The sequence below is a fragment of the Kitasatospora sp. NPDC034035 genome (assembly GCF_055575755.1).
This window is the reverse complement of the sequence record NZ_JBVISA010000020.1, coordinates 60071-84000: the sequence shown is the minus strand read 5'-3', so window position 1 is coordinate 84000 and position 23930 is coordinate 60071. Positions and strand designations below refer to the sequence as shown.

Here is a 23930-nt window from a genome sequence, read left to right as displayed (position 1 = left end):
GATGACCGGAAGTGACGGGTACACGCCCGGCGGACCGTACCGCACCCCGGGCGAAACGGCACGGACCGCCGTCAGTCGGCGGGCGTCAGGCGGCAGGCGGCAGGCGGCAGGCGGCAGGCGTCAGGCGTCAGGCGGCGGGCGTCAGTCGGAGAAGAAGGACTTGGCCGCGATCAGCGCCCGCTCGTCGCGCAGCACGTCGCCCGGGCGGGTGCCGTTGCCGAGCAGCACGCCGCCCCAGCGCATCCGCATGTACTCGGCGGTCAGCCGGAGCGTGCCGATCAGCGGCTCGGCCGTGTCGTCGGAGCCGCTGAGGGCGGTGACGCCCCACAGGGTGGCGCCGCCCATCCGGGCGCGGAAGTCCAGCCCGGGCACCCGGAGCCAGCCCGCCCAGTGGTCGAGGTAGAGCTTGGCGCTGGTCGGCAGCGTGTACCAGTACAGCGGCGCGACGAAGACCAGGTCGGTGGCCGCCAGGGTGGCGTCCAGCAGGGTCCGCTCGTGGCCGACCGGCTCGGGGTAGCGGCCGTCGCCGGTGTGCCGCAGGTCCTGGAAGGGCGGCAGCGGATGCTCGCTCAACCGCAGCCAGCGCTGCTCCGCCCCGACCGGCAGGCTCGACTCGACGGCCAGCCGGGCGAGTCGAGCGGAGTTGCCGTCGACGCGGGCGCCGGCGTCGAGGAACAGGAAACGGCGCGACGCCTCGGCGCCGGACGGCTGGTCGGACGGCTGGGTGGCCGGCTCGTCGGACATCGGAGCTCCCCCGGTCAGGTGCTGCGGACGGAGGTGCGAGCAGCCGCCGCGCGCCGGTTATTCCGCGCCCGCGCCCGCGCCTGCGTCCGCGCCCCGGTCGCCGGTCAGTCCGGCAGCCCGGCCCGGCGGCGGGCGACGGCGGCCACCGCGGCCCAGTCCTTGTCCCCGTCGCCATGGGCCAGGGCGTCCAGGAAGGCGTCCCGCAGGACGCTGCCGAACGGCAGCGGCACATGGCGCGCGGCCCCCGCGTCCAGCGCGAGGCCGACGTCCTTGAGCCCGAGCGGCAGCCGGAAGCCGGCCGGTTCGTAGCGGCGCTCGGCCACCATCGCGCCGTAACCGGAGTAGACCGGTCCGGGGAACAGCGTGCCGGTGAGCATCTCGACCAGGTCGGTCGGCCGGACCCCGTTGGCATCGGCCAGGCTGCACGCCTCGGCCATCGACTCGATCGCGCAGGCCAGCAGGAAGTTGGTACTGATCTTGGCGGTGTTGGCCTGCCGGGGGCTCTCGCCGAAGTACCAGGTGCGCTGCCCCATCGCAGTGAACAGCGGTTCGGCCCTGGCCAGCAGATCGGCGGCGCCGGCGGCCAGGATGTTCAGCCGGCCCTCCGCCGCGACCGGCGGCCGGCCGAGCACGGGCGCGGCGACGTAGCCGATGCCGTGCTCGGCGTGCAGTGCCTCGGCCCGCTCGGCGAGCGCCAGCGAGACGGTGGCCATGTTGACGTGCAGGGTCGCCGCGGCCCCGGCCAGCAGGGCGGGGTCGAGCAGCAGGCGCTCGACCGCGTCGTCGTTGGCGAGCATGGAGACCACCGTGTCGGCGGCGAACACCTCCGCGAGCGAACCGGCCGCCTGCGCGCCCTCGGCCACCAGGGCGGCCACCGGCTCGGGCGAGCGGTTCCAGACCCGTACGGCGTGACCGGCCCGCAGCAGGCTGCCGGCCATGCCCCGGCCCATCGCACCCAGCCCCACGAAGCCGACTGTCGCCCTGGTCATCCGCGCACTCCCGTCGCCGTTGCCGCTCACCTGCCGCCGACTGTACGTCAGGGGACCGATCGGGCCGGACTGTTCACGGTGGCCAGGGTGCTCATGCGCAGGCGCGCGCGGGCATCCGGGTGCGGTGCGCGGCGGCCCCGCGCTCCAACTCGGCGATCACCCGGCCGCGCAGCAGCTCGTACTGGGCCTGCAGCCGGCCGGGACGGGCCGGGCGGGCGACCGGGCGGCCGGGGCCGACCAGTTCGTCCGGCCCGAACTGCTCGCGGGTGAGGTCGATCTCGAAGCCGGTGGCGAAGCGGTTCCACCAGTGGAGATCCGTCCGGACCCCGTCGATGTACACCTCGCCCATCATCAGCTCGCCGCCGAGCAGGTCGTGCACCACCATCGCCGTCACCCCGCACTGGCCGCGGGCGGGATTGTCGGGACGCCAATGGGCCAGATCCTCGGGCGCACAGGTGTCGACACCCCAGGAGGAGCGGATCGCACGTTCGATGTCGTTGAGGGTCCACGCCGTCATACCGGGAAGCCTGCCACGCGGCACTGACAGCGGCAGCGGCTTTTCGAAGGGTCACCCCGTGTTCTGCGGTGACCCTCCCGGCGTTCACCCGAACGAGTCAAGGAATCCGGCCGGCCGTCCATCCCGCGTCACGGGACGGCCGACCGGCCAGGGCGTCACTTCGCCGCCGGGTGAGGGGGCTGCGTGGTGGCGTGGCGGGGAGGCGTCACTTCGCCAGCGCGGCGACGCCGGCCTGCGCGAACTGCTCGTCCAGGTCGCCGCTGGGCGCGCCCGCGACACCGATCGCCGCGACCGGAGCGCCCTTCGACTGCACCGGGGCGCCGCCGGCCAGGAACAGCGTGCCGGGGATGTCCTTGAGGTTCGGGGCCTGGGCCAGCCGCTTGGCCAGCTCCGAGGTCGGCGCGTTCCAGGAGACCGCCGTGTAGGCCTTGCGCTCGGCCGACTCCGGGGCCTGCGGCCCGGCGCCGTCACCCTTCAGCAGCACCCGGGTGACACCGTCCCGGTCGACGACCGCGACCGACACGTGCTGGCCGGCCTTGGTCGCCGCGTCCAGGGCGGCCTGGGCCGCGCGGGTGGCGGCGTCGATGGTCAGGCCGGTGCTCTGGGCGAGGTTCCTGTTCTGCGTGTCGACCTTCACCGCGGCCGGGGCGGCCGGGGTCTCGGTGGTCTCGGCGCTGGCCGAGACGGCGCCCACGGTGGCGGCCGCGATCGCGGCGGCGGCGACGGCGCCGGTCAGCATCCGGGTGCGTGCGGAGGTCTTCTTCATGGTCCAGCTCCTCAACGGGTCTGCGGGGTGGTGCGAGGTGACGCGGGGGGATCAGGGGTGGTGCGGGGGATCGGGGACGGTGCGCGGGGATCGGGGAGCCGCCGGGTCGAGGGGGTTGCCCGGCGGCATGCTTCGATCCTGCGTCCGGGGACGGGTCCGCCACATCGACGGACCGGCGCGAGCGCCCGGGCATGATGGGGGACGGCGGCGTCAACCGATCGGCTGATGCGGGACCGGGCCGGACGGGTCACCATCGAGGAATCGGTGCAGGTCAGTGCGGACCCGCCGCCCGTGCGCCACTCGTTGGCCGCCCGTTCGACCAGGAGCCACCCGTGCCACAGCCCCGCCCCTCCGCCGATCGGCACGGCACCGGGCGCACCGGACGCACCGGGCGCACCGGTCACGCCAGTCGCACCGGTCGCACCGATCACACCGGAGCCGCCGACCGTCCGGACGCCGTCGGATCGCACGGCCTGCACGGCCCGCACGGCGCGGTCGGCCGCGACGCCGGGGACCCGGACGCGGGCCGGCTGGCGCTGCTGTTGGACTCCGCCTTCGTGGTGCTGCTCGCCGCCTCGCTCAACCGCTACCTCACCCACCACTCCGGCAACGCCCAGGCCCCCTGGGTGATCGGGCTGAGCGCCGCCCTGGCCGTCGCCCAGCCGGCCGGCTCCTGGCTCGACCACCACCGTCCGACCGCGTCGGGCCGGCGCCGCCGGTGGTCGCTGGGGCTGGTGGTGACGCTCTGGGTGGTGCTGGTGCTGCTCGCGCCGAGCTTCGCCTGGTGCGCCGTCCCGCTGATCTACACCGCGCTGCGGGCGCTGCCCGCGAAGGCGGCGATCCCGCTGGTGTGCACCCTGACCCTGCTGGTGGTGATCGCCGAGATCCGGCTGCCCGGCGGGGCGGACGCCACGCTCGTCCTGCTGCCGCCCGCGGTGGCCGCGCTGGCCACCGGCGTCTTCCTCTTCATGGCCCGGCAGGCCGCCCGGCAGCGCGCGCTGATCGCCGACCTGGTCCGCACCCGGCGCGAACTCGCCGCCACCGAACGGCGGGAGGGCACCCTGGCCGAGCGCGAGCGGCTGGCGATGGAGATCCACGACACCCTGGCGCAGGGCCTGTCCAGCCAACAGATGCTGCTGCAGGCCGCCGACCGCACCTGGGAGGCCGATCCGGCGACCGCCCGCACCCACGTCCGGACCGCCGCCGAGGTGGCCGCCCGGAACCTGGCCGAGGCCCGCCGCTTCGTCCACGACCTCGCGCCGGCCGAACTCGCCGACGGCCGTACGCTCGACGGGGCGCTGCGGGCGCTGGCCGCACGGGAGTCCGCCGAGAGCGGTCTGCCGGTCCGCTTCCACCTGGACGGCACGCCCGTGCCGCTGCCCGCCGCCGCGCAGTCCGCGCTGCTGCGGATCGCCCAGGGCGCGCTGGCCAACGTCCGCGAGCACGCCGGGGCGTCGGCCGCGGCGATCACGCTGTCCTTCCTCGGCGACCAGGCCGTCCTGGACATCGCGGACGACGGGCTGGGCTTCGACCCCCAGGCCGTCGGCACCGGGGGCGGCCGCGGGTACGGACTGCCCGCGATGCGCGCCCGGCTCCGGCAGTTGGGTGGCACGCTGACCGTGGAGAGCACCCCCGGCGAGGGCACCGTCGTTTCCGCCGCGATCCCCCTGGAGCACCGATGAGCGAGCGAAGTGGGCGCATGAGTACGGCTACGGCCCGGACCGCCCCCGTCCGACTGTTGGTCTGCGACGACCACGCGGTGGTACGGGCCGGTCTGCTCGCACTGCTCGCCAGCGCGGGCGACATCGAGGTGGTCGGCGAGGCCAGCACCGGGGAGGAGGCCGTCGCGCTGGCCGCCCGGCTGGTGCCTCAGGTGGTGCTGATGGACCTCCAGCTCGGCGACGGCATCGACGGCGTGGAGGCCACCCGGCGGATCACCGCCGCCCCGGGCGGGCCGCACGTCCTGGTGCTCACCACGTACGACACCGACGCCGACATCACCCGGGCGATCGGCGCCGGCGCCACCGGCTACCTGTTGAAGGCCGAGCGGCCGGAGGAGCTGTTCGCCGCCGTGCACGCGGCCGCGCAGGGCCGGACGGTGCTGTCGCCGCCGGTCGCCTCCCGGGTGATGGCGCAGATGCGGGCGCCCGCGCCGCAGCTCACCGAGCGCGAGCTGGACATTCTCGAACAGCTGGCGCAGGGGCTGGGCAACCGGGAGATCGCGCGGGCGCTGTTCATCAGTGAGGCCACGGTGAAAACGCATCTCGGGCGGATCTACGACAAGTTGGGCGTGGACACCCGGGCGGGCGCGGTCGCGGTGGCCAAGGAGCGCCGGCTGCTGCGCTGAGCCGGCCGGGCCCTTCGTCCGGTCTCCGGTCTCCGACTCCGAACCATCCCGAGCACCCCGAGACCCCGACCGCCCCGACCGCCCCGACCGCCCGGCGGCTGCGCTGGGCGCTCGCGCGGTGTCACTGCGTGCTGCCATGATGCTCGGAATGTCGGATTCCAGCCATCGCGTCCACGGTGCGCGGCTCGTTCCGGTGTGCGCCGCCCTGCGGCCGGGCACGCCGACCGGCCTACAACTGCCTGGTCCGAAGCCTTTCGGGCCGGTCTGAGCCGGTCATCACAATGTGGATGTTTCGTGTATTCCACTATTGACAAACCAACCACGCGGTTTGTTAGCGTGAGATCAACGACGTCCCCGGGGGTGGGGACTCGCCGGGGCCTGTGCGGACCGCTCTCGCCGGAGGGTGTGGCCAGGGGGGCGGCGAGGCTGCCGGGGTGTCGGGGGGGAGCGGCCGCGCCGAGGCCGCGCGACGAGGCGGCGTGGGGAGGGGGGGGGGGGAAATTCCTCCCACCCCCCCCCACGCCCCCCAGCCCCCCCCCCCCACCACCGGTGAGACCGGAAAGCGGCGTAGCCGGCCGCGAAAACAGTGAAGCCGGTCCATCCGAGGATGAACCGGCTCACTGGAGGACCGGCATGCCGGTCTGCGCGTCAGCGCGAGACCTTACCGGCCTTGATGCACGAGGTGCAGACGTTGAGCCGCTTCGGCGTCCGCCCAATCACAGCGCGCACCGTCTGGATGTTGGGGTTCCAACGACGGGGGGTACGGCGGTGAGAGTGGGAGATGCTGTTGCCGAAGCCCGGCCCCTTGCCGCAGACGTCGCAGTTGGCAGCCACAGGAGTCACTCCAAGACTTCAGATCAGATACTTTCGAAAACCCCACTCACCCACCGGAAACACTCGCGTGAACCGGGCCGGACAAGGGGGTGAGCCTGGACGGTTCCAGGCAACCGGAAGAGCATACATCGCTTGCTTCCGTCCCACGAAACTACCATGACCGGCCGAGTGATCGCTCCGGTCGCCGGTCCGAACGGCCCTCCCCGCCCCCCGATAACCTGCCGGTATCACCCCTCGCCGCTGCCCTGAAGGTGTTGCCGCCCCACAGGCCGTCGCGGCGTCCCATCCGGAGGAGACCTGGTGCTGCACACGCTCGACGCCCCGGCCGTGCGCACCTGGTGTCAGCTCGCCCTGCGCGCCCTCGGCCAGGCCCGCGAGGAGATCGACGCGCTCAACGTCTACCCGGTCCCGGACGGCGACACCGGCACCAACCTCTACCTGACCGTCGAGTCCGCCGCCGCCGAGGTGGAGAGCCGCTTCGCCGACCCCGCCGCCGAGCCGGCCCCCGGCCTGGCCGACGCGGCCCGCGCGATGGCCCGCGGCGCGCTGGTCGGCGCCCGGGGCAACTCCGGCGTGATCCTCGCCCAGTGGCTGCGCGGCACCGCCGAGACGCTGGCCGAGGGCGGCGGCGCCGAACACCTGCGGGCCGCCCTGCAGCGGGCCGCCGACTCCGCCTACCAGGCCGTCGCGGAGCCCGTCGAGGGCACGCTGCTGACCGTCGCCCGGGTCGCCGCCCGGGAGGCCGTCCGGGCCGGGGACGGGCTCGCCCAGGTCGCCGACACCGCATACCGGGCCGCCCGGGACGCGCTGCGGCACACCCCCGAGCAGCTCGCCGTACTGGCCGAGAACGGCGTCGTGGACGCCGGCGGGCGCGGCCTGGTGGCCGTCCTCGGCGCGCTCGCCGACGCCGTGGCCGGGCAGCAGCCGATGGGGCCGGTCGCGCTGCGCGGGGACGTCCGGGCCGTCGAGAGCTGCGAGGTGCACGTGCGGCCGCCCGGGCCCGGGCACCCCGCCTTCGAGGTCATCTACCTGCTGGACGCCCCCGACGAGGCGCTGCCCGCGCTGCGCGAGCGGCTCGCCGGGCTCGGCGACTCGCTGGTGATCGGCGGCGGCGACGGCCTGTGGAACGTGCACGTCCACGTCGACGACGCGGGCGCCGCCGTGGAGGCCGGGGTCGGGGCCGGGCGACCGCACCAGATCCGGATCACGCACTTCGCCGAGGCCGCCGCCCGGGCCGGCAGCGCCGCCGAGCGCGGCGAGCGCGAGGAACGGGCCCGCGCGGTGCTCTCGGTGGTCTCCGGCGAGGGCCTGGCCGACCTCTGCGAGCAGGCGGGCGCCGTCGTCCTGCACGCCGACCCGGACCGCCCGCCGGCCAGCGCCGAACTCGCGGCCGCCGTGCGCCGCTCGGCGGCCCGCGAGGTCGTCCTGCTGCTCAACGACCCGGAACTGCGGGCCGCCGCCGGGGCCGCCGCCGACCAGCTGCGCGAGGAGGGCGTCCGGATCGCCGTCCTGCCCACCCGATCGCCGGTGCAGGGCCTGGCGGCGCTCGCGGTGCACGAGGGCGGCCGCCGCTTCGACGAGGACGTGGTCGCCATGACCTCCGCCGCCGGGGCCACCCGGTACGCCGAACTCGCCGTCGCCGAGGGGGAGTCCTGGACGATGGCCGGGGTCTGCCAGGCCGGGGACGTGCTCGGGCTGATCGACGGCGATGTCGCGGTGATCGGCACCGGACTGGAGGAGGTCGGCGGGAGCGTGCTGGACCGGATGCTCGGCGCGGGCGGCGAACTCGTCACCCTGATCCTCGGTGAGGGCACCGACGAGGCGCTCGCCGAACGGCTGGTCGCGCACGTGCGGCACCGGCGGCCCGAGGTGGACGCGGTGGTCTTCCACGGCGGGCAGGAGTCGGCGCCGCTGCTCATCGGGGTCGAGTAGCCGCCGCTCTGTCCGTCCCGTGGTGTAAACAGGGCCGTGATGGGCGCTCTCGATGAACCACTGACCAAGCTCGTCGGCGACCGCACCGCGAAGGTGCTCGCCGACAGCCTCAAGCTGCGCACGGTCGGGGACCTGCTGCACCACTACCCGCGCCGCTACGTCGAGCGCGGCCAGCTCACCAGCCTGGACGAGCTGGAGGTCGACGAGCACGTCACCGTGCTGGCCCGGATCGAGAAGGTCACCCTGATCCCGTTCCGCGGCCGCAAGGGCGACCGCCTGGAGGTCGTCGTCACCGACGGCCGCAGCCGGCTCTCGCTGGTCTTCTTCAACCAGGGCTGGCGACAGAAGGACCTCAAGGCCGGCGCCCAGGGCCTGTTCGCGGGCAAGGTCGGCGTCTTCAACCGCACCCGCCAGCTGGTGTCGCCCGACTACCAACTCCTCGACGAGGAAGCGGGGTCGGACGCCGCGCAGCAGTTCGCCGGGCGGCTCATCCCGGTGTACGGCGCCAGCGCGCAGATGCCCAGCTGGAAGCTGTCGATCTGCGTCGAGACGGCCCTCACCAAGCACCTCGGCGACGTCGGCGAACCGCTGCCCGCCGAACTGCGCGAGCGGCACGACCTGATCCCGCTGCCCGAGGCGCTGGAGCTGATCCACCGCCCGCGCGGCCAGGCCGACCGCGAGCGCGCCCAGAGCCGGCTGCGCTGGGACGAGGCCTTCGTCCTCCAGGTCGCCCTGGCCCAGCGCCGGGCCGCCGAGTCCGCGCTGCCCGCCAAGCCGCGCAAGGCCCGCGCGGGCGGCCTGCTGGACGCCTTCGACGCCCGGCTGCCGTTCACCCTCACCGAGGGCCAGGAGAAGGTCTCCGCCGAGATCGCCGCCGACCTGGCGACCGAGCACCCGATGCACCGGCTGCTCCAGGGCGAGGTCGGCTCCGGCAAGACCCTGGTCGCGCTGCGCGCCATGCTCGCCGTGGTGGACGCGGGCGGCCAGGCCGTCCTGCTGGCGCCCACCGAGGTGCTCGCGCAGCAGCACCACCGCTCGATCGTCGAGATGATGGGGGACCTGGCCGAGGGCGGGATGCTCGGCGGCTCGGACCTCGGCACCCGGGTGGTGCTGCTGACCGGCTCGATGGGCGTCCCCGCCCGCCGCCAGGCGCTGCTGGACATGGCCTGCGGGGACGCCGGGATCGCCATCGGCACCCACGCGCTGATCGAGGACAAGGTCCGGTTCCAGGACCTCGGCCTGGTCGTGGTCGACGAGCAGCACCGCTTCGGCGTCGAACAGCGGGACGCGCTGCGCGCCAAGGGCGAGCAGCCGCCGCACCTGCTGGTGATGACCGCCACCCCGATCCCGCGCACCGTCGCGATGACCGTCTTCGGGGACCTGGAGACCTCCGTCCTGGACCAGCTGCCGGCCGGCCGCTCGCCGATCTCCACCCACGTCGTCCCGGCGCTGGAGAAGCCCAACTTCCTGGCCCGGGCCTGGGAGCGGGTCCGCGAGGAGGTGGCCAAGGGCCACCAGGCGTACGTGGTCTGCCCCCGGATCGGGGACGAGGAGCCCGCCGACCCGAAGACGAAGAAGAAGCGCCAGGCCTCCGCCGCCGAGGACGACCTGGAGGACGTGGGCGCCGGGAGCGACGAGCGGCGGCCCCCGCTCTCCGTGATCGAGACCACCGAGATGCTGGTGAAGGGCCCGCTGGCCGGGCTGCGGGTGGAGATCCTGCACGGCCGGCTCGCACCGGAGGCCAAGGACGACGTGATGCGCCGGTTCGCGGCCGGTGAGGTGGACGTCCTGGTCGCCACCACGGTCATCGAGGTCGGCGTCAACGTCCCCAACTCCACCGCGATGGTCATCATGGACGCCGACCGCTTCGGCGTCTCCCAGCTGCACCAGCTGCGCGGCCGGGTCGGGCGCGGCAGCGCGGCCGGCCTGTGCCTGCTGGTCAGCGACATGCCGGCGGCCAGCCCCGCCCGGGCCCGGCTGGACGCGGTGGCGGGCACCCTGGACGGCTTCGAGCTGTCCCGGATCGACCTCGAACAGCGCCGGGAGGGCGATGTGCTGGGCCAGGCCCAGTCCGGGGTGAAGTCCTCGCTGAAGGTGCTCTCGGTGCTGGAGGACGAGGAGGTCATCCTCACCGCCCGGACGGAGGCCACCCGGCTGGTCGCCGCGGACCCGGAGCTGGCCGCCCACCCGGAGCTGCGGACCGCGCTGGAGAGCCTGATCGACGAGGACCGCGCGGCCTACATGGAGAAGGGCTGAGGGCCGGCCGGGCCCCTGGATTGTCAGACCCCCGCGAGAGAATGTAGTTGTTCAGGGCGCACCCCCAAGGTGCGTACCTGGCGCGACACTTGGGGGTCCTGCCATGGCATTCCGTCATCTCAACGAGCTCCCGCTCGGCGACAAGGTCTTCCGGATCGAACTCGCCAGCGACGACGACCGCGAGGTCACCCTCACCCTGACCGGCTGGCGCGAGGGGGCGGCCGCCACGCCGCTCGCCTCGGGCAAGCTCCGCCTGCCGGTCGAGGACGTCGCCTCGCTGCGGATCGCGCTCAACCGCGCGCTCCGGGCGCTGGCGATCGTCGCCGACGTCTCCGAGCCCATCCCCGACCGCGACGTGCTGCGCGAGCTGTACCCCGGCCACGGCGCCCCCTGGGTGCCGCAGCACGAGGAGGAGCTGGTCCGGCGCTTCCACGACGGCGAGACCATAGCCCGGATCGCCGCCCGCTTCGGCCGTACGCCCGACTCCGTCCGGACCAAGCTGCGCGAGCTCGGGCACGATCCGCGCCGCCCCGAGTTCTGCCCGCCCGACGGCTGCCTGTCCTGGTCCCGCTACGCCTCGCCGGCGCTGCTCGGCGCGGCCGTCCCGGCCCAGGGCGCGGCGGCGGACGCGAGCTGATGCGCTGACCCCGGGGCCCCACCGACGCGTCGGTGGGGCCCCGGCTGTGACTCGCCCGCTCGCCTCCGGGGCGCTCGGGTCCGGTGCCGACGGTCGGCGTTCCCTCGCTCGTGCCTCGCTCCCTCGCTTCTCCCTTTCGGCACCGGCGCGCCCCTTCGGCTCGGGGCGGGATAGCGTGGTCGGGCAGCGACGAAAGGACCTTCCACCACCATGACCCGCGTGATCGCCGGGGCGGCCGGCGGCCGCCGACTGGCCGTACCGCCTGGCCGGGGCACCCGACCGACCTCCGACAAGGCCCGCGAGGCGATGTTCTCCACCCTGGAGGCGCTGCGCGGCACCCTGCACGGGGTCCGGATGCTGGACCTGTTCGGCGGATCGGGCGCGGTCGGGCTGGAGGCGCTGTCGCGCGGCGCCGAGCACGTCCTGCTGGTGGAGGCGGACGGGCAGGCGGCCCGGGTGATCCGGGAGAACGTCCGCGCGATCGGCCTGCCGGGCGCCGAGGTGCGGGCCGCGAAGGCGGAGCAGGTGGTCGCCGGCCCGCCCCCGCCGAGCCCGTACGACCTGGTGTTCCTCGATCCGCCGTACGCCGTGACGGACGAGGAACTCCGCGAGATGCTGATCACACTCCTGGCCGGGGGGTGGCTCGCGGAGGACACACTCGTCACCGTGGAGCGCAGCACCCGTGGCGGCGAGTTCGGCTGGCCCGAGGGTTTCGAGGGGCTGCGCTCCCGCCGCTACGGCGAGGGCACGCTCTGGTACGGTGCCGCCGCCGCGGCCGACCAGCAGGAGTAGCGGGCCGCGGGCCCGCACGAGCCGTCACCCCACGAGGGAGCACACACGCCATGCGCCGAGCCGTCTGTCCCGGGTCGTTCGACCCGATCACCAACGGTCACCTGGACATCATCGAGCGGGCCTCGAAGCTCTACGACGTGGTGCATGTCGCGGTCGCGGTCAACCGGAACAAGCAGGGCATGTTCACCATCGAGGAGCGGATCGAGCTCATCGAGGAGACCACCGCCAAGTACGGCAACATCGTGGTCGAGTCGCACCTCGGCCTGCTGGTGGACTTCTGCCGGGAGCGCGGCATCCCGGCGATCGTCAAGGGCCTGCGCGCCGTCAGCGACTTCGACTACGAGCTGCAGATGGCCCAGATGAACCACGGGCTGACCGGCGTCGAGACGCTGTTCCTGCCGACCTCGCCGACGTACAGCTTCCTCTCCTCCACGCTGGTGAAGGAGGTCGCGTCGTACGGCGGCGACGTCTCCCACCTGTTGCCCGAGACGGTGCACGGCCGGCTGGTCGAGCGGATCGCGGAGCGCAAGGCCGAGCAGTAGTCGGCAGCTTGTCCTTTTCTGCCGGTTCGTCACGCCTTGTCCGATGGGCGGGAGGCCGGTTCGGTTCGGGCGTTGTGACCCTGCCCCACGGTGGCCGTACAGTCTGTATCCCTGCCCTGCGGTGAGGTTCACCGCGTCGGGCCTGCCTCCGCCGGACCGTCGGCGGCACACGGAAAGACGAAGCCCCCGTGGACGTGCAGAACAAGGTCGACGAGATCGTGGCGGCGGTCGAGAACGCCCGCTCGATGCCGATGTCGGCCTCCTGCGTGGTGAACCGGGCCGAGCTGATCGGCCTGCTCAACGACCTCAAGGCGGCCCTGCCCGCCGAACTCGCCCAGGCCCAGTCGATGATGGCCGACCACGAGCAGGTGGTGGCAGGCGCGCAGGCCGAGGCCGAGCGGATCATCCAGGGGGCGCACTCCGAGCGCGGCTCGCTGATCTCGGACACCGAGGTGGTCCGCCAGGCCCAGTCCCAGGCGGACCGGATTGTCGCCGAGGCGCGTACCGAGGTGGAGGCCAAGCGGGCCGAGGCCGACGACTACGTGGACAGCAAGCTCGCCAACTTCGAGGTCGTGCTGACCAAGACGCTCGGCGCGGTCGGCCGCGGCCGCACCAAGCTGCGCGGCGACGCCGGTGTCTTCGAGAGCGAGCACGAGGGCGACGGCGACGGCGAGGAGTTCCGGCCGCAGCGGATCAGCCCGAGCCCCGAGGTGGACGAGTACGTCGATGTGAAGCTCGCCACGCTGGAGAACGTGCTGAGCGCCACCCTGGAGGCCGTCGGCAAGGGGCGCGACAAGCTCCTCGGCAAGCGGCCCATCGACGAGCTGGGCGCCTACCTGGCCGCCGCCGACGAGGCGCAGCAGGCCAAGGAGCGGGCCGAGGCGGTGGCGGCGGGCTTCGCCGGCGACGCCGACGGCGCGGACATCGCCTGGTACCGCGAGGACGTCCCGCAGCAGCAGACCTGGCCCGAGCAGGCCCCGGCCGCGGCCGGCTGGCAGGACCAGGGGACCGACCGGTACGAGGCCGCCCAGCAGCCCGGCGGGCAGTACGCCGAGGTGTACGGCGGCGGCTTCGACCCGGCCGGGCAGGGCGACCCGTACAACACCCAGTGGGGCCAGCAGCAGGCCGGCGGCTACCAGCAGCAGCAGCAGGGCTACCCGGCCCAGCAGCAGGACGGCTACGGCTACCAGCAGCAGGGCTACGGCGCGCAGCCGTACGACGGCTACAACTACCCGCAGCAGCCCGCCGCGCCGCCGGCGCTGCCGCCCGCCGTGCCGCAACAGCAGCAGGGCCTGGACGAGACCAGCTTCTTCGACACCAGCATGATCGACATGACCAGGCTGAGGGAGCTCGGCGGCCGCTGAGCGGACCTCCGCGGAGTCTCCTGACGGGACCGAAGTTGGGCCTGACGGGAGACTCCGGTAGTCTGACCACTCCGGCATCCCCATGTCCGGTTGTCGGCTTGCCCTCGCGACGCCGACGTGACGGAGACGCATCGATCATCCCCATGGAAGTGCAGGACACCGTGAACCGCCTCGACCACCGCGACCCCCTCGTGTTCGACACGCACGAGCTGGGTCGTCGCGCCGGTGGGATGCGCAAGGTGACCCGCACCCTGGAGGCCCCCGAGGGCTTCGGGATCATCGATGTGATCGGCGTTCCGGAGAAGAGCCCGATCGAGCTGGAGCTCCGCCTGGAGTCCGTGGTCGAGGGCGTGCTGGTCACCGGCACCGCCGAGGCCCACGTCGAGGGCGAGTGCGTGCGGTGCCTGGAGCCCGTCGACTTCGACATCGACGTGGAGTTCCAGGAGCTGTACTACTACCCGGAGTCCGACGAGCGCCATCGCGCCCGGACCACGGGGACCGAGGACCTCGAAGAGGACTCGGAGAACGAGACTTACCGTCTGGAGGGCGATTACTTCGACCTCCGGCCGGTGCTGCGTGACGCGGTGGTGCTCGCACTGCCGTTGCAGCCGGTGTGCCAGGAAGACTGCCTGGGCCTGTGCTCCGAATGCGGAGCGCGCCTGAGCGACGACCCGGCGCACCACCACGACGCCGTCGACCCCCGGTGGGCGGCACTGCAGGGACTCTCCGCCACCCCCGGCGACGAGGCCCGCGGCGAAGTCGCTAACGGGCGGCGGGGAACTAAGAACAGCGGTACCCGTGAGGGTCTCGCCGAGAACCAGGAGAAGTAGCCGTGGCTGTTCCGAAGCGGAAGATGTCGCGCAGCAACACGCGCCACCGTCGGTCCAACTGGAAGGCCGTCGTTCCGGCCCTCGTGGCGTGCGACCGCTGCCACGAGCCGAAGCTGGGCCACCTCGCGTGCCCGAGCTGCGGCACGTACAACCGTCGCCAGGTCCTCTCGGTCTGATCGGCGGGGTGCACGGATCGATGTCGGACGGTAACTCCACCCGCAAGGCGTCCGCCGCCCCGAAGGGTTCCTCTTCAGGCGGTGGCAAGGCCGGCGGGCCGGCTTCGACCGAATACGACGTCCTGGAAGGGCGCCTCGGGTACACGCTCGAGCGCGCCCTTCTGGTACGTGCCCTGACCCACCGCTCGTACGCGTACGAGAACGGGGGTCTGCCCACCAACGAGCGCCTGGAGTTCCTCGGCGACTCGGTGCTGGGCCTGGTGGTGACCGACACCCTCTACCGCGTCCACCCGGACGTCCCGGAGGGCACGCTCGCCAAGCTGCGCGCCGCGGTGGTCAACTCCCGCGCGCTCGCGGACGTCGGCCGGGGCCTTGAGCTCGGCACGTTCATCCGGCTCGGCAAGGGCGAGGAGGGCACCGGCGGCCGTGACAAGTCGTCGATCCTCGCCGACACCGTCGAGGCCGTGATCGGCGCCGTCTACCTGGACCAGGGTCTGGACGCGGCCACCGAGTTCGTCCACCGGCTGTTCGACCCGCTGATCGAGGAGTCCTCTCAGCTGGGCGCGGGACTGGACTGGAAGACCAGCCTCCAGGAGCTCACCGCGTCGGTGGGCATCGGGGTTCCCGAGTACGTGGTCATGGAGTCCGGTCCGGACCACGAGAAGACCTTCACCGCAGCGGCCCGGGTGGCCGGCGAGGACTTCGGCAGCGGCGTCGGCCGCTCGAAGAAGGAAGCCGAGCAGAAGGCCGCCGAGAGCGCCTGGCGCGCGATCAAGGAGAAGTACGCCGACCGGCTGCCCGCCGGCGCGTGACGGCGCAGTAGCCTTCTCCTGCCGATCGATTCCGCAGGAGGCGTTTTCCCGTGCCCGAACTCCCCGAGGTCGAGGTCGTCCGCCGTGGTCTGGCCAGCTGGGTCGCCGGGCGGACCGTCGCCGACGTCCAGGTGCTGCACCCGCGCGCGGTGCGCCGCCAGCCGGCCGGCGCGGTCGACTTCACGGCCCGGCTGACCGGCACCACCCTCGGCACCGCGCAGCGGCGCGGCAAGTACCTGTGGGTGCCGCTGTCCGGGACCGGCGCGGGCTTCTCACTGATCGGCCACCTCGGGATGAGCGGCCAACTCCTCGTCCAGGACCCGTCGGTGCCGGACGAGACGCACCTGCGCGTCCGCCTGCGCTTCGCCGACGGCGGGCGCGAACTGCGCTTCGTCGACCAGCGGACCTTCGGCGGCCTGGCGGTCGAGGAGGCCGAGGACGGCGACCCGGAGGGCACGCCCGTCTCCATCGCGCACATCGCCCGCGACCCGCTCGACCCGCGCTTCGACGACGAGGCCTTCGTGGCCGCGCTGCGCGCCAGGCGCACCACCGTCAAGCGCGCGCTGCTCGACCAGACGCTGATCAGCGGCGTCGGCAACATCTACGCCGACGAGGCGCTGTGGCGCTCCAAGCTGCACTACGACCGCCCGACGACGACGTTGACCCGCCCGCAGGCCGCCGTCCTGCTGGCCCACGCCCGGGACGTGATGACCTCGGCGCTCGCCGTCGGCGGCACCAGCTTCGACAGCCTCTACGTCAACGTGAACGGCGAGAGCGGCTACTTCTCCCGGGACCTGGACGCCTACGGCCGTGAGCACGAGCCCTGCCGCCGCTGCGGCACCGCGATCCGGCGGGCGGCCTGGATGAACCGCTCCAGCTACTTCTGCCCCCGCTGCCAGCGCGTGCCGCGGGCCCGCAGCGGGGGCTGAGCCGGGCCTGGCCCTACTTCCGGCCGGCGAGTTCGGGCCGCTCGGCGTCCGCGTCGCCGGGCGTGCCGTGGGTGTCCTGGCCGAAGTAGGCGACCCCGACCGCGGACACCACCGCGAGCAGGAAGCCGAGCACGCCGAGCCAGCCCAGGCCGGCCTTGGAGGAGTCGCCGAGCCAGAGCACGCCGACCGCGCCGGGCAGCACCGTCTCGCCGACCACCAGCGCGGCCGTCGCGCCGTTCACCGAGCCGATCTGCAGCGCCACGGTGTGGATGTACATGCCGCCGAGGCCGCCGACCAGGATCGCGTACAGCGCCGGGTCGGAGAGCAGCGAGCCGAGGTCGAACGGCTCGACGCCGTTCAGGATGCGCACGCCGACGCCCAGGGCGCCGAAGCCGAGACCGGAGAGCAGACCGGCGACGATCGCGCCGCTCGCGCCCATCCGCCGCACCAGCAGGCTGCCGCCGGCCAGCAGCACGATGGTGATGATCAGCAGCCACCAGTGGAAGGACATCGCCGCGTGGTGGCCGCCCTCCGGGCCGGCCGAGACGGCCAGCAGCACCAGGGCCGAGCAGAGCACGCCGATCGAGGCCCACTCCAGCTGCTTGAGCCGGATGCCCAGCAGCTTGATGCTGAGCAGCGCGGTGATCACCAGGTTGGCGCTGATGATGGTCTGGGAGAGGAACAGCGGCAGCAGCCGCGCGGCCAGCGCGCCGAGCCCGAAGCCGATCAGGTCGAGCACCGTGCCGAGGATGAACTCCCAGGTGACGGCGGCCTTCGCGGTCGAGGACAGGCTCGGCCCGCCGTGCTCGGTCGTCGAGGTGGTGGCGCCCTTGGCGGCCTCCTCCCGGGCGGAACGGCGGGATCCGACGGCCTGCAGGACCGAGCCGGTGCCGTAGCAGGCGGATGCCGCCACGGCGGTGACGAGGCCGATGATCACCGAGTGCTCCGATCGGGAGTTGGGTCAAGAACAGGTCATGGGACCGACGGTCCGGGACTCACTATGCCCGTTCGCGCGGTACGGTCGGCACGCCCCCTCGGGCGCCCCGGAATCGGGCCGGACCCGCCGGGACGTACGCCCGGGCGCCTCCTGCGGTTCCCACGTGCCACCCGCATCAGGGTCGGCTGGGGGAAACATCATCCCCGAGAAGGGGAGCGGCCCCGGCGGACGGCGGGGACCCCCGCTATTACCAGTATGCGAAGGGTATGGCGTGCTCCGACGCCACTCGCGGTAGCGTCGGGGGCATGAGAACCCTTGCACGACGTTCCCGGGGCGCCGGGCCGCTTGCCCTGGTGGCGGCGCTGCTCGGGCTGCTGCTCCTGTTGGCGCCGGCGGCCTCGGCCGCGGGCGGGCTGAGCGACGCCTCCGGCACCCTGAAGAAGGGCAAGGTCTACGTCGACCCGGCGATGACCAGCCGCTTCAGCCAGGCCCAGGCAGACGCCCTGACCAAGAAGATCGACAAGGCCGACAAGCCGATCTTCATCGCGGTGGTCCCCGACTCGCCGGCCTACGGCAAGGACACCGTCTTCAAGGACCTGCGCACCCTGGTCGGCATCGACGGGGTCTACGGGATCTGGCGCGGCAACCAGTTCCTGGCCCACGCGGACCGCGGCGCGATGGGCGCCGGCATCCCGGAGCGGGTCTCCGGCGCGGCCTTCCGCTCCCACGACGGCGACATCGACGCCACCCTGAACGACTTCGTCGACCAGGCGGCCCCGCAGACCAAGGGCCAGGGCGTCAACCACAGCACCTCGATCGCCTGGGTCGTCATCCCGCTCGTGCTGGTGGCCCTGGCCGGCGCCGGGGTCTTCCTCCTCTTCCGCCGCGCCAAGAAGCGCAAGGAGGAGAAGGCCCGGGCCGAGCTGGAGCAACTGCGCCGGGTGGTGGACGAGGACATCACCGCGTTCGGTGAGGAGCTGGACCGGCTCGACTTCAACCCGCGCGCGGGGGACGCCGACGACGCCCAGCGCGCCGACTACGCCCACGCCCTGGACTCGTACGAGAAGTCCAAGCGCCTGATGGACGAGGCCAAGCGGCCCGAGGACGTCAAGCAGGTCACCGAGGCGATCGAGGACGGCCGGTTCGCGCTGGCCACCCTGAGCGCCCGGCGGGAGAACCGCCCGCTGCCCGAGCGCCGTCCCCCGTGCTTCATGGACCCGCGCCACGGCCCGTCCGTGAAGGACGTCGACTGGGCCCCGGCCGGCGGCTCCGCCCGCTCCGTCCCGGTCTGCCAGGCCGACGCGGACCGGGTGGCGGCCGGCCTCGACCCGGCCGTCCGCACCGTGGACACCGAGCACGGCCCGCAGCCGTACTGGAACGCCGGCCCCGCGTACGCCCCGTACGCGGGCGGCTACTACAGCAGCTTCGGCGGCGGCCTGCTGCCGGGCCTGCTGGTCGGCACCATGCTCGGCTCGATGATGAGCACCCCGGCCTACGCGGCGCCCATGATGGACGGCGGCCACCAGCACGGCTACCAGGACCAGTACGACGGTGGCGACTACACCGGCGGCGACTTCAACGGCGGCGACTTCGGCGGCTTCGGTGGCGACTCCGGTGGCGGGGGCGACTTCGGCGGTGGCGGCGACTTCGGCGGCGGCGGGGACTGGTAGCCCCAGGCCCGAGCGTTCGATCGCCACGCGACTCCCCACGACTCCCCACGACTCCACGCGGCCCCGCCGGTTCCTCCGGCGGGGCCGCTCCCGTGCGCGGCCCCGGGCCCCGGACCCGAGCGGTGACCGGGCGCGCGGGCGGCTAGGGTCGGGGCATGCACGGTCGCGACGCCCACAGTGAGGAACCGGTCCGGGTCACCGCCTGGGTCCGGGGGAAGGTCCAGCAGGTCGGGTTCCGCTGGTGGACCAGGGCACGGGCGCTGGAGGTCGGCCTGACCGGCTACGCGAGCAACCTCGGCGACGGCCGGGTGCAGGTGGTCGCCGAGGGACTCGCGGCCGACTGCGAGCAGCTGCTGGCCCTGCTGCGCGGCCCCGGAACCCCGGGGAACGTCAGCGGCGTGACCGAGATCTGGACGGCCGTCGGCCCTGGTTACGAGGGTTTCGAGATCCGCTGAGCCGCCGCCCGGGGGCCCGCCGCGGGCCCGCCGCCGGGTCCACCGGGAAAAGATCCGGAACGGTCGGTGTCACGAGGTTGCCATCCGGGCAGACTCGTGGTTGACTCCGCATCGAACGATGATCCACGAGCACGTGGTGGACCCGTCCCGACAACCCCCCAGGCGTGACCACACCGCCGGGCAGGTGACAGGGGCGCGGTAGCGTGCGGTGATCGTGTTGACCCTTTCCGTCTTTGGTGAGACGCTGGAAACCCGCGCACACGACCGCGTTTTCCCGGCAGGCGCATGCCCTCGTGAGCCCAGCTCACAGTGCGTGTGCCGAAGTGCCCAGCCAGCACTTCCGGTGACGCGCCGCGCGTGCGTCCCCCTTCCCCCTAGACCTGGACCGTTCCGGTTCGGTCACTCAGCGTGGAGGACCATACATCATGGCAAAGGCGCTTCTCGGGTACGTCGGCGGCCCCGACCCGCGAATGCTCTCCGAGATGCGACGGCTTCAGCAGCGCGTCCAGGACCTCGAAGACGAGCTCCTTCGGATGCAGGCTGAGAACGACGCTCTCACCGCTGTCGCTGACGAGCACTCGCTGCTCAACAGCATCGATCTGGATCAGCGGGAGCCGGCTCTCACCTGAGTCCCGCCCGGTCCTCGCAGATCGACGCCGCTGTGCACTGAGCCGCCCCGAAAGGGACGCAGCTTGCAAGGGACGCCCTGATGTGGCGTCCCTTCGTCGTGTCCGGCGCCGGATACAGTCGCACGCTGGGGGCCCTGGCGAGCGACGAGGAGACCGGCCGCGTGCACCTGAAGAGTCTGACGCTGCGCGGGTTCAAGTCCTTCGCCTCCAGCACCACCCTGCGCTTCGAGCCGGGCATCACCTGCGTCGTCGGCCCGAACGGCTCCGGCAAGTCGAACGTGGTCGACGCGCTGTCCTGGGTGATGGGCGAGCAGGGGGCCAAGTCGCTGCGCGGCGGCAAGATGGAGGACGTCATCTTCGCCGGGACCAGCGGGCGCGCACCGCTCGGCCGCGCCGAGGTCAGCCTCACCATCGACAACAGCGACGGCGCCCTGCCGATCGACTACTCCGAGGTGACCATCACCCGGACCATGTTCCGCAACGGCGGCAGCGAGTACGCCCTCAATGGGGAGACCTGCCGCCTGCTGGACATCCAGGAACTGCTCTCCGACTCCGGCATCGGCCGCGAGATGCACGTCATCGTCGGACAGGGACAGCTGGACTCCGTCCTGCACGCCGACCCGATGGGCCGGCGCGCCTTCATCGAGGAGGCGGCCGGCGTCCTCAAGCACCGCAAGCGCAAGGAGAAGGCGCTGCGGAAACTGGACGCGATGCAGGCCAACCTCAACCGGGTCCAGGACCTGGTGGCCGAGCTGCGCCGCCAACTCGGACCGCTCGGCCGACAGGCCCGGATCGCCCGCCGGGCCGCCGGAATCCAGGCCGACCTGCGCGACGCCCGGCTGCGGCTGCTCGCCGACGACCTGTCCACCCTCCGCCGGGCCGTCGAGGCCGAGGTCGCGGACGAACTGGCGCTGCGGCTGCGCCGGACCACCGTCGAGCAGGAGCTGGCCCGCGCGGTGCAGCGCGAACGCGTCCTGGAGGCCCAGGTCCAGCAGCTCGGACCGAGCCTGGAGGCCGCCCGGCAGACCTGGTACCGGCTCTCCGCACTCGCCGAACGCACCCGCGGCACCATCGGGCTGGCCGAGGCCCGCGCCCGACACGCCGCCGCCGGGGGCCGGGTCGAGGAGCGGCGCGGACGCGACCCCGAGGAGCTGGAACAGGAGGCCGAGCGGGTCCGCGAGGACGAGGCCGCGCTGACCGAGGCACTGGAGCAAGCGCGGTACGCGCTCGCCGAGGCGGTCGAGCGCAAGGGCGAACTGGAACGGGAACTGACCGCCGAGGACCTCCGGCTGCGGGACGCCGCCCGGGCCATCGCCGACCGCCGGGAGGGCCTGGCCCGGCTGCAGGGGCAGGCCGCCGCCGCCCGCTCCAAGGCCGCCGCGGCCCAGGCCGAGATCGGCCGGCTCGCCGAGGCCAGGGACGAGGCGCTGCTGCGCGCCGAGGCCGCGCAGGGCGAGTTGGACGACCTCCAGCACCGGGTGGACGGTGCGGCCGGGGACGACGAACAGGCCGAGGCCGGGTACCGGGAGGCACGCGAGGGGTTGGCCGCCGTCGAGCGGGAACTCGCGGCCGCCCGGGAGGCGGCCGGCGCGGCCGAGCGCGAGCGGGCCGGGCTCACCGCGCGGCACGAGGCGCTCTCGCTCGGGCTGCGCCGCAAGGACGGCACCGGCGCGCTGCTGGCGGCAGGCGAACGGCTGGGCGGGCTGCTCGGCCCGGCGGCCGCCCTGCTGCGGATCGAGGCCGGGTACGAGGTGCCGGTGGCGGCGGCGCTCGGCGCCGCGGCCGACGCGGTGGCCGTCGACTCGCCGTCCGCCGCCGCCCGAGCGCTGCGGCTGCTGCGGGCGGACGACGCCGGGCGGGCCGCGCTGCTGATCGCCGGTGCGGCCGAAGTGCCGCACGAGCCGGGGGAGTTGCCGGACGGGGCGCGCTGGGCCACCGAACTGGTGGACGGCCCGGCCGAGTTGCTCGCCGCCGTACGGCGGCTGCTGGCCGGGGTGGCGGTGGTCGCGGACCTGGACGCGGCGCTGCGGCTGGTCACGACGTGCCCCGGACCGTCCGCCGGGCACCCCGGATTGACCGCCGTCACCGCCGATGGCGACCGGCTGGCCGCCGGCTTCGCGCACGGCGGCTCCGGCGGCGCGCCGAGCCTGCTGGAGACCCAGGCGGCCGTGGCCGAGGCGGCCCGGGCGATCGGGCAACTCACCGCCCGCTGCGCCGAGTCGGCCGAGCTGTTGGCCGAACTCACCGAACGGCGCCGGGAGTCGGCGGCCGAGCTCGAGCGGCTCGGCGAGCTGCGGCGGCAGGCGGAGAAGGAGCGGGCCCGGGTCGCGGGCGCGCTCGGCCGCCTCGCCGGGCAGGCCCGCGCCGCCGCCGGGGAGGCCGAACGGCTGTCCGCCGCCGCCGCGCGGGCCGAGCAGGGCCTGGCCGATCTGCTGGCCGCGGCCGAGGAGTCGGCGCAGCGCCTGGCCGCGGCCGAGGAGTCGGCGGACGCGGGGGAGGACGAGCCGGACACCGCCGAGCAGCAGCGGCTGGCAGAGGCCGCGAGCGCCGCCCGGCAGGCCGAGCTGGAGGCCCGGCTCGCGGTGCGCACCCACGAGGAGCGGGTCCGCGCGCTGACCGGGCGGGCGGACCAGCTGGACCGGGCCGCCCACGCCGAGCGCGAAGCGCGCGCCCGGGCGGCCGAGCGCCGCCGCCGGGCCGAGCACGACGCCGGGGTGGCGAACGCCGTCGTGGCGGGCGCCCGGCAGCTGCTGGCCTGCCTGGAGGTGTCGCTGGCCCGCGCGGACGCCGGGCGGGCGGCCGTCGAACAGGCGCGCGCCGAGCGCGAGGAGGAGCTGCGGGAGCACCGCGAGCACGGCCGCGGCCTCAAGGAGGAGCTGGACAAGCTGGTCGACGCCGGGCACCGGGACGAGGTGCTGCGGGCGGAGAAACGGCTGCGGATCGAGCAGCTGGAGTCCCGCGCGCTGGAGGAGTTCGGCATCGACGGCGGCGAGCTGCTCGCCGCGTACGGACCGGACCGGCCCGTCCCGCCCGCTGCGCCGGAGGAGGGTCGGGAGCCGGGGGAGCCGTACCCGTACGTCCGGGCCGAGCAGGAGAAGCGGCTGAAGGCCGCGGAGAAGGCGTACCAGCAGCTCGGCAAGGTCAACCCGCTGGCGCTGGAGGAGTTCACCGCGCTGGAGGAACGGCACAGGTTCCTCGGCGAGCAGCTGGACGACCTCAAGCGCGGGCGGCGCGACCTGCTGGACATCGTCCGGGACGTGGACCAGCGGGTCGAACAGCTGTTCGCCTCGGCGTACCACGACACCGCCGCCCAGTTCGAGGGCGTCTTCGCCCGGCTCTTCCCCGGAGGGGAGGGCCGGCTGGTGCTGACCGACCCGGACGACATGCTCGCCACCGGGGTGGAGGTGGAGGCCCGCCCGCCGGGCAAGAAGGTCAAGCGGCTGTCGCTGCTGTCCGGCGGCGAGCGCTCGCTGACCGCGGTGGCGCTGTTGGTGGCGATCTTCAAGGCCCGGCCCAGCCCGTTCTACGTGATGGACGAGGTGGAGGCGGCGCTGGACGAGACCAACCTGCGCCGGCTGGTCGGGATCATGGAGGAGCTGCGGGAGAGCTCCCAGCTGATCGTGATCACCCACCAGAAGCTGACCATGGAGTCCGCCGACGCGCTCTACGGCGTGACGATGAAGGGCGACGGCATCTCGCAGGTGATCAGCCAGCGGCTGCGCGCGGAGCACCGGGAGCGGCCGAAGGCGGTACGCGCCGCATCGGTGTAGGG

General features: G+C 73.8%; 22 protein-coding genes. 16 read left to right on the top strand and 6 right to left on the bottom strand.

Features of this window, described 5'->3' with window-relative positions; genetic code table 11:
- Window positions 1-141 precede the first annotated feature (141 nt).
- From ACZ52J_RS26495 to ACZ52J_RS26480, 4 genes are all read right to left on the bottom strand, one after another.
- Entirely contained in the window at window positions 142-744 is a 603-nt protein-coding gene (locus ACZ52J_RS26495) for a flavodoxin family protein (RefSeq protein WP_465622278.1), read from the bottom strand.
- A 104-nt stretch (window positions 745-848) separates the two neighbouring features.
- Window positions 849-1733, bottom strand: coding sequence for an NAD(P)-dependent oxidoreductase (locus tag ACZ52J_RS26490; protein ID WP_465622276.1), 885 nt, complete (start codon window positions 1731-1733; stop codon window positions 849-851).
- A gap of 91 nt (window positions 1734-1824) precedes the next feature.
- A complete protein-coding gene (locus tag ACZ52J_RS26485) occupies window positions 1825-2250 on the bottom strand; it encodes a YunG family protein (RefSeq protein ID WP_360496589.1) in 426 nt (141 codons plus the stop codon).
- Window positions 2251-2455: 205 nt separating this feature from the next.
- Window positions 2456-3016, bottom strand: coding sequence for a GlcG/HbpS family heme-binding protein (locus ACZ52J_RS26480; protein ID WP_465622275.1), 561 nt, complete (start codon window positions 3014-3016; stop codon window positions 2456-2458).
- A gap of 473 nt (window positions 3017-3489) precedes the next feature.
- Here ACZ52J_RS26480 and ACZ52J_RS26475 point away from each other — a divergent pair, with 473 nt between their 5' ends.
- Window positions 3490-4698, top strand: coding sequence for a sensor histidine kinase (locus tag ACZ52J_RS26475; RefSeq protein WP_465622394.1), 1209 nt, complete (start codon window positions 3490-3492; stop codon window positions 4696-4698).
- Between the two features lie 17 nt (window positions 4699-4715).
- The gene (locus ACZ52J_RS26470; protein ID WP_465622273.1) at window positions 4716-5363 is read left to right on the top strand and encodes a response regulator; all 648 of its coding nucleotides are present in this window, start codon (window positions 4716-4718) and stop codon (window positions 5361-5363) included.
- 648 nt (window positions 5364-6011) lie between these two features.
- Here the strand turns inward: ACZ52J_RS26470 and rpmB are convergent.
- On the bottom strand, window positions 6012-6197 hold the full coding sequence (gene rpmB, locus ACZ52J_RS26465; RefSeq protein WP_014138233.1) for a 50S ribosomal protein L28: 186 nt from the start codon (window positions 6195-6197) through the stop codon (window positions 6012-6014).
- Window positions 6198-6497: 300 nt separating this feature from the next.
- On the opposite strand from rpmB, the gene ACZ52J_RS26460 reads away from it, so the two are divergent.
- The 10 genes from ACZ52J_RS26460 (at window position 6498) to mutM (ending at window position 16467) form a co-directional block, all read left to right on the top strand.
- The gene (locus tag ACZ52J_RS26460; protein WP_360504605.1) at window positions 6498-8129 is read left to right on the top strand and encodes a DAK2 domain-containing protein; all 1632 of its coding nucleotides are present in this window, start codon (window positions 6498-6500) and stop codon (window positions 8127-8129) included.
- A gap of 39 nt (window positions 8130-8168) precedes the next feature.
- On the top strand, window positions 8169-10385 hold the full coding sequence (gene recG, locus ACZ52J_RS26455; protein ID WP_465622272.1) for an ATP-dependent DNA helicase RecG: 2217 nt from the start codon (window positions 8169-8171) through the stop codon (window positions 10383-10385).
- Window positions 10386-10488: 103 nt separating this feature from the next.
- Window positions 10489-11022 carry a hypothetical protein gene (locus ACZ52J_RS26450; RefSeq protein WP_360504608.1) on the top strand — a complete coding sequence of 178 codons (534 nt, stop codon included), beginning with the start codon at window positions 10489-10491 and terminating at the stop codon, window positions 11020-11022.
- Between the two features lie 210 nt (window positions 11023-11232).
- Window positions 11233-11814 carry a 16S rRNA (guanine(966)-N(2))-methyltransferase RsmD gene (gene rsmD / locus ACZ52J_RS26445; protein WP_465622270.1) on the top strand — a complete coding sequence of 194 codons (582 nt, stop codon included), beginning with the start codon at window positions 11233-11235 and terminating at the stop codon, window positions 11812-11814.
- Between the two features lie 50 nt (window positions 11815-11864).
- A complete protein-coding gene (gene coaD / locus ACZ52J_RS26440) occupies window positions 11865-12356 on the top strand; it encodes a pantetheine-phosphate adenylyltransferase (RefSeq protein ID WP_360504612.1) in 492 nt (163 codons plus the stop codon).
- A 188-nt stretch (window positions 12357-12544) separates the two neighbouring features.
- Complete coding sequence (locus ACZ52J_RS26435; RefSeq protein WP_465622269.1) at window positions 12545-13720, top strand: ATP synthase F0 subunit B; 1176 nt, start codon at window positions 12545-12547, stop codon at window positions 13718-13720.
- A 143-nt stretch (window positions 13721-13863) separates the two neighbouring features.
- Window positions 13864-14550 (top strand): YceD family protein, encoded by a 687-nt coding sequence (locus ACZ52J_RS26430; RefSeq protein WP_360504616.1) that lies wholly within the window; start codon window positions 13864-13866, stop codon window positions 14548-14550.
- A 2-nt stretch (window positions 14551-14552) separates the two neighbouring features.
- Window positions 14553-14726, top strand: a complete 174-nt coding sequence (gene rpmF / locus ACZ52J_RS26425) for a 50S ribosomal protein L32 (protein ID WP_350641993.1) — start codon at window positions 14553-14555, stop codon at window positions 14724-14726.
- A gap of 20 nt (window positions 14727-14746) precedes the next feature.
- A complete protein-coding gene (gene rnc / locus ACZ52J_RS26420; protein ID WP_189923506.1) occupies window positions 14747-15538 on the top strand; it encodes a ribonuclease III in 792 nt (263 codons plus the stop codon).
- Window positions 15539-15588: 50 nt separating this feature from the next.
- The gene (mutM, locus tag ACZ52J_RS26415) at window positions 15589-16467 is read left to right on the top strand and encodes a bifunctional DNA-formamidopyrimidine glycosylase/DNA-(apurinic or apyrimidinic site) lyase (protein ID WP_465622266.1); all 879 of its coding nucleotides are present in this window, start codon (window positions 15589-15591) and stop codon (window positions 16465-16467) included.
- Between the two features lie 13 nt (window positions 16468-16480).
- Here the strand turns inward: mutM and ACZ52J_RS26410 are convergent, their stop codons facing one another.
- The gene (locus ACZ52J_RS26410; RefSeq protein ID WP_360504620.1) at window positions 16481-17404 is read right to left on the bottom strand and encodes a DMT family protein; all 924 of its coding nucleotides are present in this window, start codon (window positions 17402-17404) and stop codon (window positions 16481-16483) included.
- Window positions 17405-17709: 305 nt separating this feature from the next.
- On the opposite strand from ACZ52J_RS26410, the gene ACZ52J_RS26405 reads away from it, so the two are divergent.
- From ACZ52J_RS26405 to smc, 4 genes are all read left to right on the top strand, one after another.
- Entirely contained in the window at window positions 17710-19074 is a 1365-nt protein-coding gene (locus tag ACZ52J_RS26405) for a hypothetical protein (RefSeq protein WP_465622265.1), read from the top strand.
- A 155-nt stretch (window positions 19075-19229) separates the two neighbouring features.
- Window positions 19230-19529 (top strand): acylphosphatase, encoded by a 300-nt coding sequence (locus tag ACZ52J_RS26400; RefSeq protein WP_360504624.1) that lies wholly within the window; start codon window positions 19230-19232, stop codon window positions 19527-19529.
- Window positions 19530-19954: 425 nt separating this feature from the next.
- The gene (locus tag ACZ52J_RS26395) at window positions 19955-20158 is read left to right on the top strand and encodes a hypothetical protein (protein WP_360504626.1); all 204 of its coding nucleotides are present in this window, start codon (window positions 19955-19957) and stop codon (window positions 20156-20158) included.
- Between the two features lie 161 nt (window positions 20159-20319).
- Window positions 20320-23928 (top strand): chromosome segregation protein SMC, encoded by a 3609-nt coding sequence (gene smc / locus ACZ52J_RS26390; protein ID WP_465622263.1) that lies wholly within the window; start codon window positions 20320-20322, stop codon window positions 23926-23928.
- Window positions 23929-23930 lie beyond the last annotated feature (2 nt).